This window comes from Phycisphaerales bacterium AB-hyl4, assembly GCA_041821185.1.
Classification (GTDB): Bacteria; Planctomycetota; Phycisphaerae; order Phycisphaerales; family Phycisphaeraceae; genus Natronomicrosphaera; species Natronomicrosphaera hydrolytica.
The window spans coordinates 127,814-142,814 of record JBGUBD010000002.1 but is presented as its reverse complement, the minus strand read 5'-3'; the positions used below and the strand labels follow the sequence as shown (position 1 = coordinate 142,814).

14 protein-coding genes are annotated in these 15,001 nt (G+C 61.6%); 8 read left to right on the top strand and 6 right to left on the bottom strand.

Annotated features, from left to right (window positions below):
- Positions 1 to 222: 222 nt before the first annotated feature.
- Entirely contained in the window at positions 223 to 444 is a 222-nt protein-coding gene (gene rpsU / locus ACERK3_03120) for a 30S ribosomal protein S21 (GenBank protein ID MFA9477281.1), read from the bottom strand.
- Between the two features lie 165 nt (positions 445 to 609).
- Positions 610 to 1,419, bottom strand: a complete 810-nt coding sequence (gene trpC / locus ACERK3_03115; protein MFA9477280.1) for an indole-3-glycerol phosphate synthase TrpC — start codon at positions 1,417 to 1,419, stop codon at positions 610 to 612.
- A gap of 228 nt (positions 1,420 to 1,647) precedes the next feature.
- Here trpC and ACERK3_03110 point away from each other — a divergent pair, with 228 nt between their 5' ends.
- The 7 genes from ACERK3_03110 to ACERK3_03080 all read left to right on the top strand — a co-directional run bounded on the left by ACERK3_03110 (position 1,648) and on the right by ACERK3_03080 (position 9,831).
- Entirely contained in the window at positions 1,648 to 2,166 is a 519-nt protein-coding gene (locus ACERK3_03110) for a metallophosphoesterase (GenBank protein MFA9477279.1), read from the top strand.
- Between the two features lie 59 nt (positions 2,167 to 2,225).
- Positions 2,226 to 2,768 (top strand): GNAT family N-acetyltransferase, encoded by a 543-nt coding sequence (locus ACERK3_03105; protein MFA9477278.1) that lies wholly within the window; start codon positions 2,226 to 2,228, stop codon positions 2,766 to 2,768.
- A gap of 417 nt (positions 2,769 to 3,185) precedes the next feature.
- Positions 3,186 to 4,736, top strand: coding sequence for a phytoene desaturase family protein (crtI, locus tag ACERK3_03100; GenBank protein ID MFA9477277.1), 1,551 nt, complete (start codon positions 3,186 to 3,188; stop codon positions 4,734 to 4,736).
- Positions 4,733 to 6,178: an aldehyde dehydrogenase family protein gene (locus ACERK3_03095; GenBank protein ID MFA9477276.1), complete on the top strand. Its 1,446-nt coding sequence runs from the start codon at positions 4,733 to 4,735 to the stop codon at positions 6,176 to 6,178. The genes crtI and ACERK3_03095 overlap by 4 nt, the downstream gene beginning before the upstream one ends.
- Before the next feature lie 17 nt (positions 6,179 to 6,195).
- Positions 6,196 to 7,797 carry a phytoene desaturase family protein gene (locus ACERK3_03090; GenBank protein MFA9477275.1) on the top strand — a complete coding sequence of 534 codons (1,602 nt, stop codon included), beginning with the start codon at positions 6,196 to 6,198 and terminating at the stop codon, positions 7,795 to 7,797.
- Between the two features lie 46 nt (positions 7,798 to 7,843).
- A complete protein-coding gene (locus ACERK3_03085; protein ID MFA9477274.1) occupies positions 7,844 to 8,680 on the top strand; it encodes a lysophospholipid acyltransferase family protein in 837 nt (278 codons plus the stop codon).
- The gene (locus ACERK3_03080; protein ID MFA9477273.1) at positions 8,677 to 9,831 is read left to right on the top strand and encodes a glycosyltransferase family 2 protein; all 1,155 of its coding nucleotides are present in this window, start codon (positions 8,677 to 8,679) and stop codon (positions 9,829 to 9,831) included. The genes ACERK3_03085 and ACERK3_03080 overlap by 4 nt, the downstream gene beginning before the upstream one ends.
- A 51-nt stretch (positions 9,832 to 9,882) precedes the next feature.
- On the opposite strand, the gene ACERK3_03075 is transcribed toward ACERK3_03080, so the two are convergent.
- Complete coding sequence (locus ACERK3_03075) at positions 9,883 to 11,358, bottom strand: SDR family oxidoreductase (protein MFA9477272.1); 1,476 nt, start codon at positions 11,356 to 11,358, stop codon at positions 9,883 to 9,885.
- 13 nt (positions 11,359 to 11,371) lie between these two features.
- The gene (locus tag ACERK3_03070) at positions 11,372 to 11,902 is read right to left on the bottom strand and encodes a CDP-paratose 2-epimerase (GenBank protein MFA9477271.1); all 531 of its coding nucleotides are present in this window, start codon (positions 11,900 to 11,902) and stop codon (positions 11,372 to 11,374) included.
- Between the two features lie 223 nt (positions 11,903 to 12,125).
- Here ACERK3_03070 and ACERK3_03065 point away from each other — a divergent pair, with 223 nt between their 5' ends.
- Positions 12,126 to 13,019: a B12-binding domain-containing protein gene (locus tag ACERK3_03065; protein MFA9477270.1), complete on the top strand. Its 894-nt coding sequence runs from the start codon at positions 12,126 to 12,128 to the stop codon at positions 13,017 to 13,019.
- Between the two features lie 45 nt (positions 13,020 to 13,064).
- Here ACERK3_03065 and ACERK3_03060 read toward each other — a convergent pair whose 3' ends face one another.
- Together ACERK3_03060 and ACERK3_03055 are read right to left on the bottom strand one after the other, a co-directional pair.
- Positions 13,065 to 14,114 carry a Gfo/Idh/MocA family protein gene (locus ACERK3_03060; protein ID MFA9477269.1) on the bottom strand — a complete coding sequence of 350 codons (1,050 nt, stop codon included), beginning with the start codon at positions 14,112 to 14,114 and terminating at the stop codon, positions 13,065 to 13,067.
- 41 nt (positions 14,115 to 14,155) lie between these two features.
- Positions 14,156 to 14,941, bottom strand: coding sequence for an enoyl-ACP reductase (locus ACERK3_03055; protein MFA9477268.1), 786 nt, complete (start codon positions 14,939 to 14,941; stop codon positions 14,156 to 14,158).
- Between the last annotated feature and the right edge of the window lie 60 nt (positions 14,942 to 15,001).

Genomic DNA, 15,001 nt, shown 5'->3' with positions numbered 1-15,001 from the left:
GACACGGGGTCCGATACCGATTCGCAGGATCATCGGCCAGACGTCAACCCTGAGTATAGCATCGCCATCCAAGCCCGGCGACCCACAACCCCCTCCTCCAACTCGCAACACCGCGGTTCCAGCAGCGAGCGACGCCGCTCTTCGCCGCGAAAGCGCATGACAAAAGCCGTCGCCATGGGCATGGCACGGCTTGTCATGAATCTCACTTAGTTACGGCTGGCATCAGCGTCCGCGACGCGGCGGCGCAGTCGTGCCGAACATGCCCTGCTGCTGCCGACGCTTCTCGGCCTTACGCAGTGCACGCTGCTTGCGTTCCGAGGGCTTCTCGTAAAACGCACGCTTCTTGATGTCCTTGGTCAAGCCTTCCTTTTCGCACAGCTTCTTAAAGCGGCGAAGCATCTGCTCCACCGACTCGTTGCCGCGCGATTTGATACGGATCGCCATGTGAACCTCTGTCCTTTCCGGTGTGCCGGGCTGAAAACGTCGAGTCAGATATTGTTACATGCCGGCCTGCCAATTGCAAACCGGGCTTCTCGTTTCCGGCCACTTTGACCATGGTCTGACCAAATCACAACCAGGAACCAAGAACGAGAAACCAGAAACCTCCCCCTACCCCCCCATCAACTCCCGCAACGCCTGCCCGGGGTCGGGCTGGCGCATCAGGTGCTCGCCTACGAGAATGCGGTGCACCCCCGCCTCAGCGAGTCGGCGGATGTCGTCCGGCGTCTTGATGCCCGACTCGCTGACGAGGATGTCGATATCGCTTTCCTCGATCATGCCCAACAGCCGAAACGTATGGCCGATGTCGGTCGTCATCGACTTCAAATCGCGATTATTGATCCCCAACAGCGTATACGCCGGGTGCGGGAAACCGATGTGCGGGCGGATCTTAAGCAGATGCTCGACCTCGTGCACCTCGATCAGCGTCGTCAGCTTCAATGAGTGCGCCAGGATCAGCAGATCCAGCAGCTCGGCCTCCCCCAGACACTCGCCAATCAGCAGGATCGCGTCCGCCCCCGCAGCACGGGCCTCGTACACCTGGTACGGATCGATGATGAAATCCTTGCGCAGCACCGGCAGCGGCACCGCTTCCTTGATCTGCGCGATGTAATCCAGCGACCCCTGGAAGTACTTCTCATCCGTCAAACAGCTGATCGCCGCGGCCCCGGCTTCGTGGTAGGCCCGCGCGAGCGCCACCGGGTCGAAATCTTCACGGATCAGACCGGCGGAGGGACTGGCCTTCTTGATCTCGGCTATGACGCGCAGTTCGCCCTTCGGCCGCGTCACCGCCGCGAAAAAGTTACGCGGCGACGCGCTCTGCTCCGCCCGCTCCTTGATCTGCTCCAACGGAATCCGCTGCTGAGCACGGGCAACCTCGGTCCGCTTGTGAGCAACAATCTCTGCCAGCACATCACTCATACAGGGTCAATCCACATACATCGTCGTTATCGTCCGCAAAGCATAGCGGCCCGACGGCGTATGGGAAAACAAGCCGATGACGGAGGCCCGCCAACCCTGCCTTCAACCAGCAACTTCCCACCGGCCCGTACCCGCCATCGCGCGGATCGGGCCGATTTGATTATCCCATGGCATTCTCTACACTTGTCGGATGGCCCTGCGTTAAGGTGACAGGCGGGGAGAGCATCATTGCCGCGAATTGGTCTGCTATCGGATTCACATGGCCGCGCTAAAACCACACGGCTGGCCGTGGAGGTATTGCTCTCGCAGGAAGTTGATCTGCTGGTGCACCTCGGCGATGTCGGCACGGTCGAGGTTATCGACGCACTGGCCGGCGAGATAAGCCAGCGCTCCGGCCAACCAATCGAAGCGCACCTTGTCTTCGGCAACACGGACTGGGACACCGATGCCCTGGCCCGCTATGCCCGCGAACTTGGTGTGCACGTGGACGACCCCGTCGGTCGGCTGCCAGTGGAACAAGGCACGCTTGTGTTCTGCCACGGCCACCAGGCCGACGTGCTCCACCAGGCGATCGCCGAGCAGGTGCGTTACCTCTGCCACGGGCACACGCACCGCACGCTTGATCAACGCCAGGGCTCGACCCGCGTGATCAACCCCGGTGCACTGTTCCGGGCCCAACGTTACACCGTGGCCGTGCTGGATACGGCCGACGATGAGCTGACGTTCTATCCCGTCGGCGGATCGTGATGATAAAATCAATGTCGCCCGCCATGTAGAAAAGGCGATCTGGCAAAGCAGACAACGTCATGTCGAGTGAAAGACACACGGAAACCGTCGCAGGCCTGAAGGTCCGGCCGTTTGAGCCCAAAGACCAGCAGGCTGTCGCTCGGCTATACGCCCACGGCCTGCTCGCCGGCCAGCTCGCGCCCAACGATACCGGGGCCGACATCGAAAACATCCGCGAAGCCTACTTCGACGACGAACGTCACCACTTCTGGGTCGCCGAAGTCGACGGCCAGGTCCTTGGCATGATCGGCGTCGGCAGCGACGACGAAAACACCGCCGAGATCCGTCGACTCCGCGTCGACAGTAACCACCAACAGACCGAAATCCCCTCCGCCCTGATCAAGACCGCCATCAATCACTGCCGACACCACGGCTACCTCAAGGTGGTGCTCGACACACGCTTCAGCCGAGACGCCGCTGTCGACCTGTTCGACCACGTCGGCTTCCAGCACACCCGCACACGCAGCGTGCACGATAAAGAGATGCTCGAGTTCTACCTCGACCTCTACCGCCAGCCCAAGCACGACACCGACGGACATGATCGCCCGGACGATCAACCGTAAAGCAGACCAGACTCATTTCAAAATAAACCGCTCGCCACACCCTCCGTGCAGCTGTCGGCTGCGCAGGTCCAGACGCGCTGAAGCCCACGGATTCAATCCGTGGGCTTCGCCTCATACACAGAACCCGAGTTAGATGGGTATTCCGTATGAAACGGCACCCGAGCCTGCCCAGAGGCCGTTTGCTGGTGGAAACGTAAGGGGAACCACGTTTCTTCGCCAAGTCCAATGCAGCGTCTTTCTGGCTCACCCCACCGGCGACTCAGCCGCCTAAAACCGCAAGAAGACGGGTCGAACGGAGCGTCCAGATGCGGACACGGAATAAATTCTCTCTAAAAACGTTCAAAACGTTCATCTATGTGTATAATCTCCACAGCCTCACCGCGAGGCCATTGGCAAACTCACACGCTGGAATATGTCATGCCTGAAAAAGTGGTCATCGTGGGCGGCGGACCGGGCGGGCTTGCCTCGGCCATGCTGCTGACGCGGGCGGGGTTGGATGTCACCGTACTTGAGCGGATGGTCACCCCCGGCGGGCGGACATCGACGCATGTGACGGACGCCGGCTATCGCTTTGACTTGGGCCCGACTTTTTTCCTCTATCACGCGGTGCTCGAAGAGGTGTTTCAGCGCTGCGGCCTGAACCTGCACGACCATGTCGAACTCATTCGCCTGGACCCGCAGTATCGGCTGATCTTTGAGCAAGGTGGCGAACTGCTCGCCACGCCGAACGTCCAGCGGATGAAGCAAGCCATCGCTGCGCTATCGCCCAATGATGCCGGTCGGCTGGATCACTACCTCGCAGACAACCGGCGAAAGTTCGCGGCGTTCAAGCCGATCCTCCAACGGGCTTTCAACGGTTGGACGGATCTGCTCAAACTCGATCCGCGCGCCATCGGCCTCGTGCGCCCTTGGTCGAGCGTGGATCATGACCTGAAACGCTACTTTGAAGATCCGCGCATCCGACTGGCGTTCTCGTTCCAGAGCAAGTACCTGGGCATGTCTCCTTTTCAATGCCCGAGCCTCTTTACCATTCTCTCGTTTCTGGAATACGAGTACGGCGTCTACCACCCACGCGGCGGATGCGGTGCGGTGAGTCAAGCCATGGCCGACGCGGCATCGCAGATGGGTGCCGCCATCCATCTCGGTGAGACAGTGCAAAAGATCAACTTCACCGGCAAGCGAGCGACCGCAGTCCAAACCGATCAAGGGCTCTACCCCTGCGATGCCTTGGTCATCAACGCGGACTTCGCACATGCCATGCAGCAGCTCGTACCGGATCACCTTCGCCGACGCTGGCGGGACCGCAAGCTGGCGAAGAAAAAGTACTCCTGCTCCACGTTCATGATGTACCTCGGGCTGGATCGGCGATACGACGAGGTGGCGCATCACACGATCATGCTCTCCAGCGATTACCAGCAGAACCTGTACGACATCGAGCGCAACCACACGCTTTCCGACAACCCCTCGATCTACGTCCACAATCCGGTCGTGACCGATCCGACCATGGCGCCGCCGGGCCATAGCTCGCTTTACGTGCTCGCACCAGTTTCGCACATGCACGAAAATATCGACTGGACCCACGAGCAGGCCCGCTTTCGTCGAACCGTGCTGGGCAAGCTCCATGCGTTGGGGCTGGACGACATTGAATCACATATCCGTTACGAGCGTGTGCTGACGCCACAGGACTGGCAGTCGCAGATGAACATCTACCGGGGGGCGACGTTCAACCTCGCCCATACGTTCAGGCAGATGCTCCATCTTCGGCCGAGGAACCGTTTCGAAGATCTGCAAGGTGTGTATCTCGTTGGCGGCGGCACGCATCCCGGCTCCGGACTGCCAGTGATTTACCAGTCGGCCTTGATCAGCAGCGAATTGCTGGTTTCTGATCTGGGCATCAACGTAGACTGGCATGCGGGGCCGAGCACGGCCCGGCCGAGGCCTATGCAGACTGTAGAGGCGATGGCATGAACGTCTCGATCGTTGAGCATGAATCGATCGCGGATCACGTGAAGCTGGCGCGCGCGGCGCAGTCTGCCTGGGCCCGCACGCCGCTGGCCGAGCGACTGACAGTGATTGGCCGTATGCGCCGCGCGCTCTCAGTTGATGCTCGTAACGTGGCCGAGCAACTGACGTCCGCGCTGCCCCAGCGACGTAGCACTGCGGAAACGCTGGCCGCCGAGGTGCTGCCATTGCTTGACGGTTGGCGGTTTTTGGAGAAGCGTGCCCGGGCGGTGCTTCGCCCGCGTCAGCTTGGTGCGCGAGGTCGGCCGATCTGGCTCTGGGGCTCGCGGAGTACGATCTACCGCGAGCCGAAGGGCGTCGTGCTGATTATCTGCCCGTTCAATTATCCGCTGCTGCTCGGCGGTGCACCGATGGGACAAGCGCTGACTGCGGGCAACGCCGTGCTGCTCAAGCCCGGCCGACTGGGGCAACCCGCCGCGGCGATGCTTGCGAAGCTGGCGCTCGACGCCGGGTTGCCGACAGGGCTGGTGCAAGTGCTGGATGACAGCATCGAGGCGGGGCTGAACGCCATTGACGTCGGCGTCGATCACGTGGTGATGACCGGATCAAGCCAGGCCGGGCGCGACGTCATGCGACGATGTACCGAGCAGCTTACACCAGTGACGCTTGAGTTGTCCGGCTGCGACTCGGTCTTCGTTCAAGCCGACGCGGATCTCGATCATGTAACGCGATGCCTCACCTTCGGGCTATCGATCAACAGCAGCGCAACATGCATCGCGCCACGTCGCGCTTGGGTTCACGAAGCCTGCCACGACGCCTTATGCCAACGCCTCGCAAAGGCATTTAAAGACGGGCCAGCGTTGCACGCCCAGCCAACGGCGGTCGATCGGCTGCGGGTGTTGGTTGAGCAGGCGCGACAAGATGGGGCAGAGCTCATCGCAGGCGAGGCGATGGGCGACGGACGGGTCAGGCCGTTCGTGCTTAAAAACGTGTCACCCGCCGACGAACTGCTGCGCACCGACCTGTTCGCCCCCGTGTTGTCGCTGGTGTCGGTGGCGTCGGATGAACAGGCGCTTTCGCTGGATCAGGCGTGCGACTATGCGTTAGGGGCGAGCGTATTCGGCAAGCCGAAGTCGGCGGCGGCGCTGGCGCAGCAGGTGCAGGCAGGCGTCGTCACCGTCAATGACTTGATCGCCCCTACCGCGGACCCCCGGCTACCATTTGGCGGACGAGGCGAAAGTGGTTTCGGCGTGACGCGCGGCGCGGCGGGCCTGCTCGAACTGACACAGATTCGCTGCGTCGTCGATCGCCCCGCTCGCTTGCAGGCGCATCTCATGCCGCAGCGCGACAACGATGCAGACCGGATCGAGACGCTCATTCAGGCGAGTCACGGACCGTGGCGCCGTCGGATTCAGGCGTGGCGGAAGCTGATCCGCATGGGGCAATAAGGACACAGGAAACCACCATGATCACCACCAGCACCAATGCCTCACAGCTTGCGAAGTCCGACCGCGATCGCGTGATCGTCATTGGCGGCGGGCTCGCGGGACTCGCCGCCGCGTGTACGTTGGCCGGCCGAGGCTACGCCGTCTCATTGTTTGAAAGCAACGCATGGGTTGGCGGAAAAGCGTGCCAACTTCACGATCGCGGCTATCGATTCGATATGGGGCCCACCATTGTCACGATGCCGAAAATGCTCCGTCGCATTTTTGACGAGGCGGGGCGAAACATGGACGAAGAATTGGAACTCGTCCGCCTCGACCCACAGTGGCGATGCTTTTTCGATAGCGGCGATGTGCTGGACCTGCGCGAACAAGTGCAGCAGATGCAGCAGGAATTGAAAGCGTTCGGGCTGGATGAAAAGCAAACCAGGCAGTATGCCGCGTTCATCCGCTACGCCGAGCGGTTGCACGACATCTCCGAGCGGTTCTTTTTTGACAAGCCCATTGGCTCGATCGGCGACATGGTCAGCCTCGGGCTTTCGTTCAATGCTCGCACGCTCGGCGATGTGCTGAGTATGCGAATGGGCCGAAGCGTCGCCGCCACGATTCGCAAGTACGTGCCCGATGAGCGGGTGGCCCAGATGCTGGATCACTTCACGCAGTACGTCGGCTCGTCGCCGTTCGCCTCGCCCACCATCCTCTGTGGCATCGCCAGCATGCAGGTCAATGAGGGCGTGTGGTATCCGATCGGCGGCACGCGGGCCGTGCCCGAAACGCTGGCCCGGGTGGCAGTCGACCTGGGGGTGCGCATTCACACCGGCGTGGGCGTGTCGCGCATAGTCACGCAGGCCGGCCGTGTCCAGTCCGTCATCACCGAAGATGGACAGGTGCATGCTTGTGGTGCAGTGGTGTCCAACATGGACGCCGTGCGTACCATGCGCGAACTCGTCGATGGCCACGACCATCAGGGCAACCACGCCCTCGGTCGCGACGCGCTCAGTCGATACGAGCCTGCATGCAGCGGCGTCGTGCTTTACCTGGGTTTGCGCGAAGCTTATCCGCATCTGGCGCATCACGACTTCGTATTCAGCCGCGACCCGGATGAGGAGTTCGACTACATCTATCGCCGAGGCGAGCCTGCGCCAGACCCCACCTGCTATCTCGCGGCAACCGCCCGCACCGAGCCTGCCTCCGCGCCGCCCGGCGGCGAAGCGCTCTACGTGCTGGTTCACACGCCATACCTTCGGCCGCACCACGACTGGACAAAGCTACTGCCTGCGTATCGCGAAACCATTCTGGACAAACTCGAACGCACCGCCGGCCTGACCGACATCCGCGAGCGCATCGTCACCGAGCACGCTCTGACGCCGCAGGATATTCACGACAGGTATCGCGTTCTCAATGGTGCGATCTACGGCCTCGCCAGCCACGGCAAATGGACCGGCGCATTCAAGCCGGGCAATCGCAGCGATCGCATCAAGGGCCTTTACCTCGCCGGCGGCGCGGCCCATCCCGGCCCCGGCATGCCGATGGTGCTACAGTCCGGCTGGATCGCCGCCGACGTGCTGGATCAGGACGCCGTGGTTGATAAACAGTCGACGATGAAGACGAAGGCGATGGCGTGAACGCCTGCAAAGCAACGGCACGGCGCCGTCAGGGATTGATCCGGCAATGACTCAACCGCGCACACAACCTCGCCATGCCAACCTGCCGCGCCGCTCGCCAAGGCTGCTGGCAATGTTCGTGCGCTACGTTCGTCGGTACGTGGGCAAGCAATTCAATGCGGTGCGGGTACTGCGTGAGTCGACTTGCGATCTTCCGTCGGACACGCCCGTCGTGTTTTATGTCAACCATCCGAGTTGGTGGGACCCGTTGATGCTGGCGCTGCTCGCGACGCAGCGGTACCCGCAACGTCAACATTACGCACCCATCGACGCGGCCATGCTTGGCAAATATGCATTCTTTGAGCGGTTGGGTTTTTTTGGCATCGAGCCGAACAGCACCCGCGGCGCGGCGAAGTTGCTTCGAGTCGGTCAGGCGATTCTTGCACAGCCCGATGCCGCTTTGTGGATCACAGCGGAAGGCCAGTTCACCGACCCGCGTCTTCGCCCCGTGCAGTTAAGGCCGGGCCTGGCGCATCTGGCTCGTCGGCTGCCGCACGCCCGAATCGTGCCGGTCGCCATCGAATACATTTTCTGGGACGAAAGCACGCCTGAAGCATTGATGGCTTTTGGTGATCCGATTAATACAGCCGAGGCTGCCAAGCAATGGGACGTCACTGAGTGGCAGCGGGAATTGGCGCATCGGCTGGAGCGCACAATGGATCGCTTGGCAACCGCGTCTCAGACGCGCGATCCTGCGCTGTTTGACAACCTGCTCGACGGCCGACGTGGCATCGGTGGCGTGTATGACTTGTGGCGCCGCTGCAAGGCATGGGCGCGTGGCCAACGCTTCGATCCCTCCCACGGCGGATCATCCTTCGACAACGATACAAAGGAGGCGCGATGATCTGGCCAGTGATTGGCATTGTGACGGTTGTGTTGGCGATGATTCCCACGTTGATGCTGGCGGTCAACCTCTCCAACTTCCAACGCGCCCCCAAGACGAAACGCAACACCGACCGCCAACCGACGGTCTCCGTGCTTATCCCGGCACGCGACGAGGCGGATTCGATTGCCGACTGCCTGCGCGAGGTGCTCGCCAATGAAGGTGTTGAAATGGAAGTGCTCGTGCTTGACGATCGTTCCACCGACGGCACGGATGAGGTGGTCAGCGAGATCGCCTCGCATGACTCACGCGTTCGCCTGCATCGCGCGCCGTCACTGCCCGCCGGCTGGTGTGGCAAGCAACATGCCTGCCATGTACTCGCACGACATGCTCGAAACGATCGACTGATGTGGATCGACGCGGACATTCGCCTGACCCCCGATGCGATTGAACGAACCGTTGCGTTCATGGACCGTTCCAACGCGCCACTGGTCAGCGGGTTCCCCTATCAGGTTTGCAGGACGTGGGCAGAAGCGCTGGTCGTACCTTTGATTCATATTGTCCTGCTGGGTTACCTGCCCCTGGACCGGATGCGCAAGAGCACGTCGCCGGGCTTTGCCGCCGGCTGCGGCCAGATGTTTATGGCGGACCGAAACACCTACCACCAGGTCGGCGGACACGCCGCCATCCGCGCCACACTGCACGACGGCATCATGCTGCCGCGCACGTTCCGACAGGCGGGTCATGCAACGGATATTTTTGATGCACAGGACATCGCCCGATGTCGCATGTACGACTCGCCCGCCGCGGTCTGGCAGGGATTCGCCAAGAACGCGACAGAAGGGCTCGCCACCTCCGTTGGCATCTGGGTCTGGAGCGTGCTGCTGTTCGGCGGGCATGTCCTGCCCTGGCTTTTCGCGGCGATTGTGTTCGGCTTCGGGGTACCGGCTGACTTTAGATCGTCGGCCACCGTCGTCTTGGCGGGCGTAGCGCTGCTGCTGGCTGTGACGAGCAACACGCTGGCATGGTGGCGGTTCGGCCATCCGTGGCTGAGTCTGCTGCTGCGGCCGATCGGCGTGATGATGCTGCTTGGCATCCAGTGGTACGCATACTCGCGCAAACTGATCGGGCAACCCGTGAGTTGGCGCGGCCGAAGCTATGCCGCCAGCTGAACGACTCATTGACAGGTGGAGCCGACTCGGCAACGACGATCGGTTGTTGCGTTACAGCTGACTGATTGCAGCTCGTGCGATGCCGCGTTGCATCCCGCCGAAGATCAGTGCATGCATGGGCAGTAGCGCGTACCAGTATGCGATGCCACCCAAGCCGCGCGGCCGAAAGCGTGCGGTCTGAATCATGAGGCATCGCGTGTTGTCACCTTCGTCGTGTTCGACATTGAATTGCAGGACGGCTTCACCGGGCACTTTCATCTCGGCGCGCAGCGTCAGTTGTCGGCCGGGCTGATAGTCGACGACCCGCCAGAAGTCCAAAGCGTCACCAAAAGCGATCTGTTGCGGGTCGCGCCGTCCACGGCGTAAGCCGGGCCCACCGACGAGGCGGTCCAGGCCGCCGCGCACCTGCCAAAGTAAGTCATAGGCGAAGTAGCCTTGCCTCCCGCCAAGCCGACATATGGTATTGAATACCGCATCCGCGGGTGCGTTGACACGGTATTCGCGCCGGTCTTCCAGCACCGTGCCCCCCGCCCAGTCGGGGTCGCCGGGGATGACGCCCGCCCCGCTCCACACGGTCTGCACCTGTTGCTCGCGCGTCCGCTGTACCGCAAACGAAATCGCCTGCTCCACCGACAACAACGGCTGCGGCATCAACTGTTGAGCCAGATCGTCCCGACAAACCACCGGGTTGCGCAACCCCTCAGCCAGCGGGCGGGCGATGCGGAAACTCACAGGCGTCACCAGATGTATCCACAGCGAACTGAGCCGCGGCGTTAGCAGCGGCACGGGCACGATCCACCGACGCGGCAAGCCGATCACTTCGGAGGTAATCCGCATCAGCCGCTCGTAGCTGACGATGTCCGGGCCGCCAACGTCGATCGTACGGCCGACGGTCTCCTCAACGCTGAGGCAGGCGACGAGATAGCCGATCAAGTCACGAATGGCGATCGGTTGCGACAGCGTTTGCACCCATCGCGGCGTGATCATCACCGGCAAGCGCTCAACCAGATAACGCAATATTTCAAAAGATGCCGAGCCCGAGCCAATCACCATCGCGGCCCGCAGCACAGTGACCGGCACGGAGCCTTGAGCCAGCACATGCTCCACGTCCCGCCGGGAGCGAAGATGTTCGCTGAGATCATCACCCATTTCGCCGAGCCCACCGAGATAGATGATTCGCTCAAGACCCGCCTGCTCGGCTGCGTCGGCGAACGACGACGCGAGTTGGCGGTCAGCGTCTGCGTACGCTCGGCCGCTCTGCATCGAATGCACCAGGTAGTAGCCACACCAGCAGCCACGCATCGCTCGAGCAAGGCCGGCCGTGTCGGACAGGTCCAGTTCGACCGACTCAATGTTCGGATCGTTGGCCCACGGCCGAGCCGCCAGTTTATCAGCCGACCGCACAACACATCGCACGCGATAGCCCGCTTCGAGCAACCGCGGCACCAGTCGACCGCCTACGTACCCGGTTGCGCCGGTCAGCAATATGCACGAACGATCCTCTGGATTTTTGGCCGGGCGTGTCATGGAATCGTTCATCTTAGTTCGACACCAGGCCTTTCGTCTCTCGCTCGATGGTCACCGGCGACATAGTGTGGCAACGGAACAACTCGCGCAGACACTGCTGTCGAAAGTTAAAGATCGCTTGAACCCTGGGATTGACAAACATTCGATGAATCGTCGGCAGCAGCAGCGAGGGCCCGGCCGACAGGAAGCGAACCGTATCTTCCATCACCGTCAACCCGTTCTCAACTTTCAGCACATGCTCATGAACCCAACGCTTGTAAGGCCCGGCAACTTGCGTGTCCACGAACCGGCCAGGTGGCTGCCATGCGGTAATCTCAGTCAGCCAGTTCATCGGAACACCGTAAAGACGAATGCGGTAAGCGATCCGCGTTCCCTGCGTCACGTCCGTCGGCGAAGGCGGCAGGATGCGAAAGTTCAGCCAGCCCGGGGTGATCCGTTCCAAATTCGCGGGCGAACAGAAAAAATCAAACAGTCGGTCCACAGGTTCCTGAAACGACTGACCGCTCCGCAGCACATAACCCGGTCCAGCAGATTGAGTCATCATGGAGCATCACTCTTCAAAGGACAAGCACTGCGGATCGCTTCGCCGGGTTGGACTTGAAACGACCCATCCCAAAAACATCCAAAGCATTCATATATTAGATGCCCTCCCCCCATTGCTGGTCAAGGCAAATGACGCTTCGTGTTATATTATGAGGCATGATTTCATGAGTCGAAGCTCAAAACCGCCGAACCAGAAGCGATCAAAACAGCCATTCGAGGCACCAATGACGGTACACCTTTCACCGAAGTCGCTTGCAAAGGCGATCGGCGCCAGTGAGTCCTCGCTGAAGCGGTGGATTGACGCCGGCCGTATCGACGTCGCCCGTACGCCCGGCGGCCATCGGCGGATCGAGCAGCGCGAGGCCCTGCGATTCATCCGCGACGAGGGCATGCTCGTGGTCGACCCCGCACCGCTGGAGCTCGGCGAGTTGGCAGGCATAGGCGGCGAGGGATCGGCTCAATCGCATCATGACGAGGCGCTCTGCCGAGCCATTGTGTCAGGTGATGCGGAACGCGTGCGTTCGCTCGCGCTGTCGATGTTCGTGGCCGGCCGACGGCTGGCATCCTTGTGCGATGGCCCGTTCGCCGCTGCGATGTCCGAAGTCGGCAAGCTGTGGCAGCACGACCCGGATGGCATTCATCAGGAACACCGTGCGACCGACGCCTGCATTCAAGGCCTCGAACGATTGCGATCACTCATCCCGCCGCCGCCCCCCAATGCCCCGCTCGCGATCGGCGCAGCGCCGGGCGGAGATACGTACATCATCCCATCGCTGATGGCGTCGATGACCTTGCTCGACGAACAGTGGCAGGCAATCAACCTCGGCCCGAACCTGCCGATCGCATCGCTGGAACGAGCGATCGCCAAGTATCGTCCCGACCTCGTCTGGTTGTCGGTCAGCTACGAGAAAGTGATGCCCGAACTGCTGAACAACCTGCAACCGCTCGCTGCCAAACTGACCGAGCAAGGCGGCGTGCTCGTGGTTGGCGGCCGAGCCTGGCGTGCGCCGCGATCAACCATGCCAGACGTACACTCGGCCAACTCCATGGCAGAGTTAGCGGCCTTCGCCAAAGGCATCAGGCAGGCTCGCCCGCCTTCGCCCACAAGCGACGGCTGATCGCGGGCGATCATGCGTGTGTATGCCAGTTAGGCGGAGCCGATCTCACTTCGCAACCTGAACCGACCGACGTTCCCGCACTGCCTGGTAGATTGCCTCGATCACACGAACCGCTCGCTGTGCTTCCTCGCCCGGGATGATCGGCTCACGCTTCTCGCGGATCGCGCAAGCCAGGTCTTCGATCAGTCGGCGGTGCCCCTCGCAGTCAATCGCAGTGGGGTCCGAAGTCCCGCCTTTCATCTGATCGCCCGCCAACCCCTCAGCGCGGATCTGCTCATCTTCAGGCTGTTCGTCGGCAAACTTCCAGCAGATCAGGCGATCGTCTTCCAGCAAAGCAGTGCCATGCTCGCCGGAGATCTCCAGCCGACGGGGAAAGCCCGGCGCACACGCGGTGCTCGCTTCAATCGTGCCCAGGCCTCCACCGGGGAAATGAAGCGTGGCAGCGATCGTGTCTTCAACTTCAATTGAAGCATGCGCTCGCGTCGCAGCGTAGGCCTGCACCTCGTCCGGATCACCGACGAGATAGCAAAGCAGATCAACGAAGTGAATGCCCTGGTTCATCAGCGCCCCGCCGCCGTCGAGCGACCACGTACCGCGCCAGTCACTGCTGTCGTAGTAGGCCTGATCTCGATACCACCGCAGCTGCATGCTCGCCAGCACCAGCCTGCCGAAGCGACCGCTTTGCATCGCCTCACGGATGCGATGCGCGTTTCGGCTAAGCCGTGACTGAAAGACGCCGGCCAGCAGCACGTCATGCTTGCGGCACACTTCAATTACCTTGCGGACCCGGTCCGTCGTCACCTCCAACGGCTTCTCGCAGAGCACATGCTTGCCCGCCGCCGCCGCGGGCTCGATCACGTCCAGATGTGCGCCGCTGGGCGTCGCAACCGTCACCGCATCGACATCGGCTCGACTGAGGATCTCCTGCAGGTCGGCCGTCCCGGGCACGCCGAATTCCTCACCCATCGCCACCGCGCCTTCGCGTGAACGGTTCCACACACCGACCAGTTCCGCGGAAGGCGCCGCCGCGATCGCGTTGGCATGCTGCCGAGCAATGCTGCCCGAACCCAGAATTGCAAATCGTACGGTATTCATGGTTCGTGTATCCATCGAGCCTCGCAGAAGACCAGATCTCTTTACAGCCCCACGATGCTGAAGCCTGCATCGACGTGGATCGTCTCGCCGGTCACTCCGGAGCTTAGGTCGCTCAGCAGATAGACCGCCGTATTGCCCACCTCGTCGCCGGTGATATTGCGTTTCATCGAGGCCTTGCGTTCCTGGTGCTCAAACATTTCCGAGATGCCGCCGACCGCCGATGCCGCGAGTGTGCGCAGCGGGCCGCCGGAGATCGTATTCACGCGAATGTTCTTTTCGCCCAGGTCGGCCGCGAGGTAGCGGGTGGTGTGTTCCAGAGCGGCCTTGGCGACGCCCATGATGTTGTAGCCGGGGATGACCTTTTCGCCGCCGTAGTAGGTCATGCTGATGATCGCCCCGCCGTCGGGCATCACATCGACAGCTCGTTGGCCCATCGCCAGCAGCGAGTAGGCGCTGATGTCCAGCGCCTGCGTCCACGCCTCGCGCGACGTCTTGTGAAAGTTGCCAATCTGGAGAAACTGCCGGTCAGCATACGCGACGCTGTGCACGATGAAGTCGATCTTGCCAAAGTCGCTTTTGAGCTTCGCGAACACTGCGTCAAGGTCCTCGTCCTTGCTCACATCACACGGCGTAAGCCACGGGTCTTCCACGCCAAGCTCTTTCACCGCCATTCGGCAGCGCCGCTCCATCTTGCCCTTCTCGTCCGGCAGGTGCGTAAACGCACACTCCGCCCCTTGCTCGACAAGGCACTTGGTGATGTACCACGCATAGCTGCGGTCGTTGGCGATGCCGAAGACGATGCCCTTTTTACCCTCAAGTAGACCCATGGTCGTACGCTCCTGTTTGCGGTTATTACGAAGAGCAAAGGGTAGAGAAAAGCGTCGCGA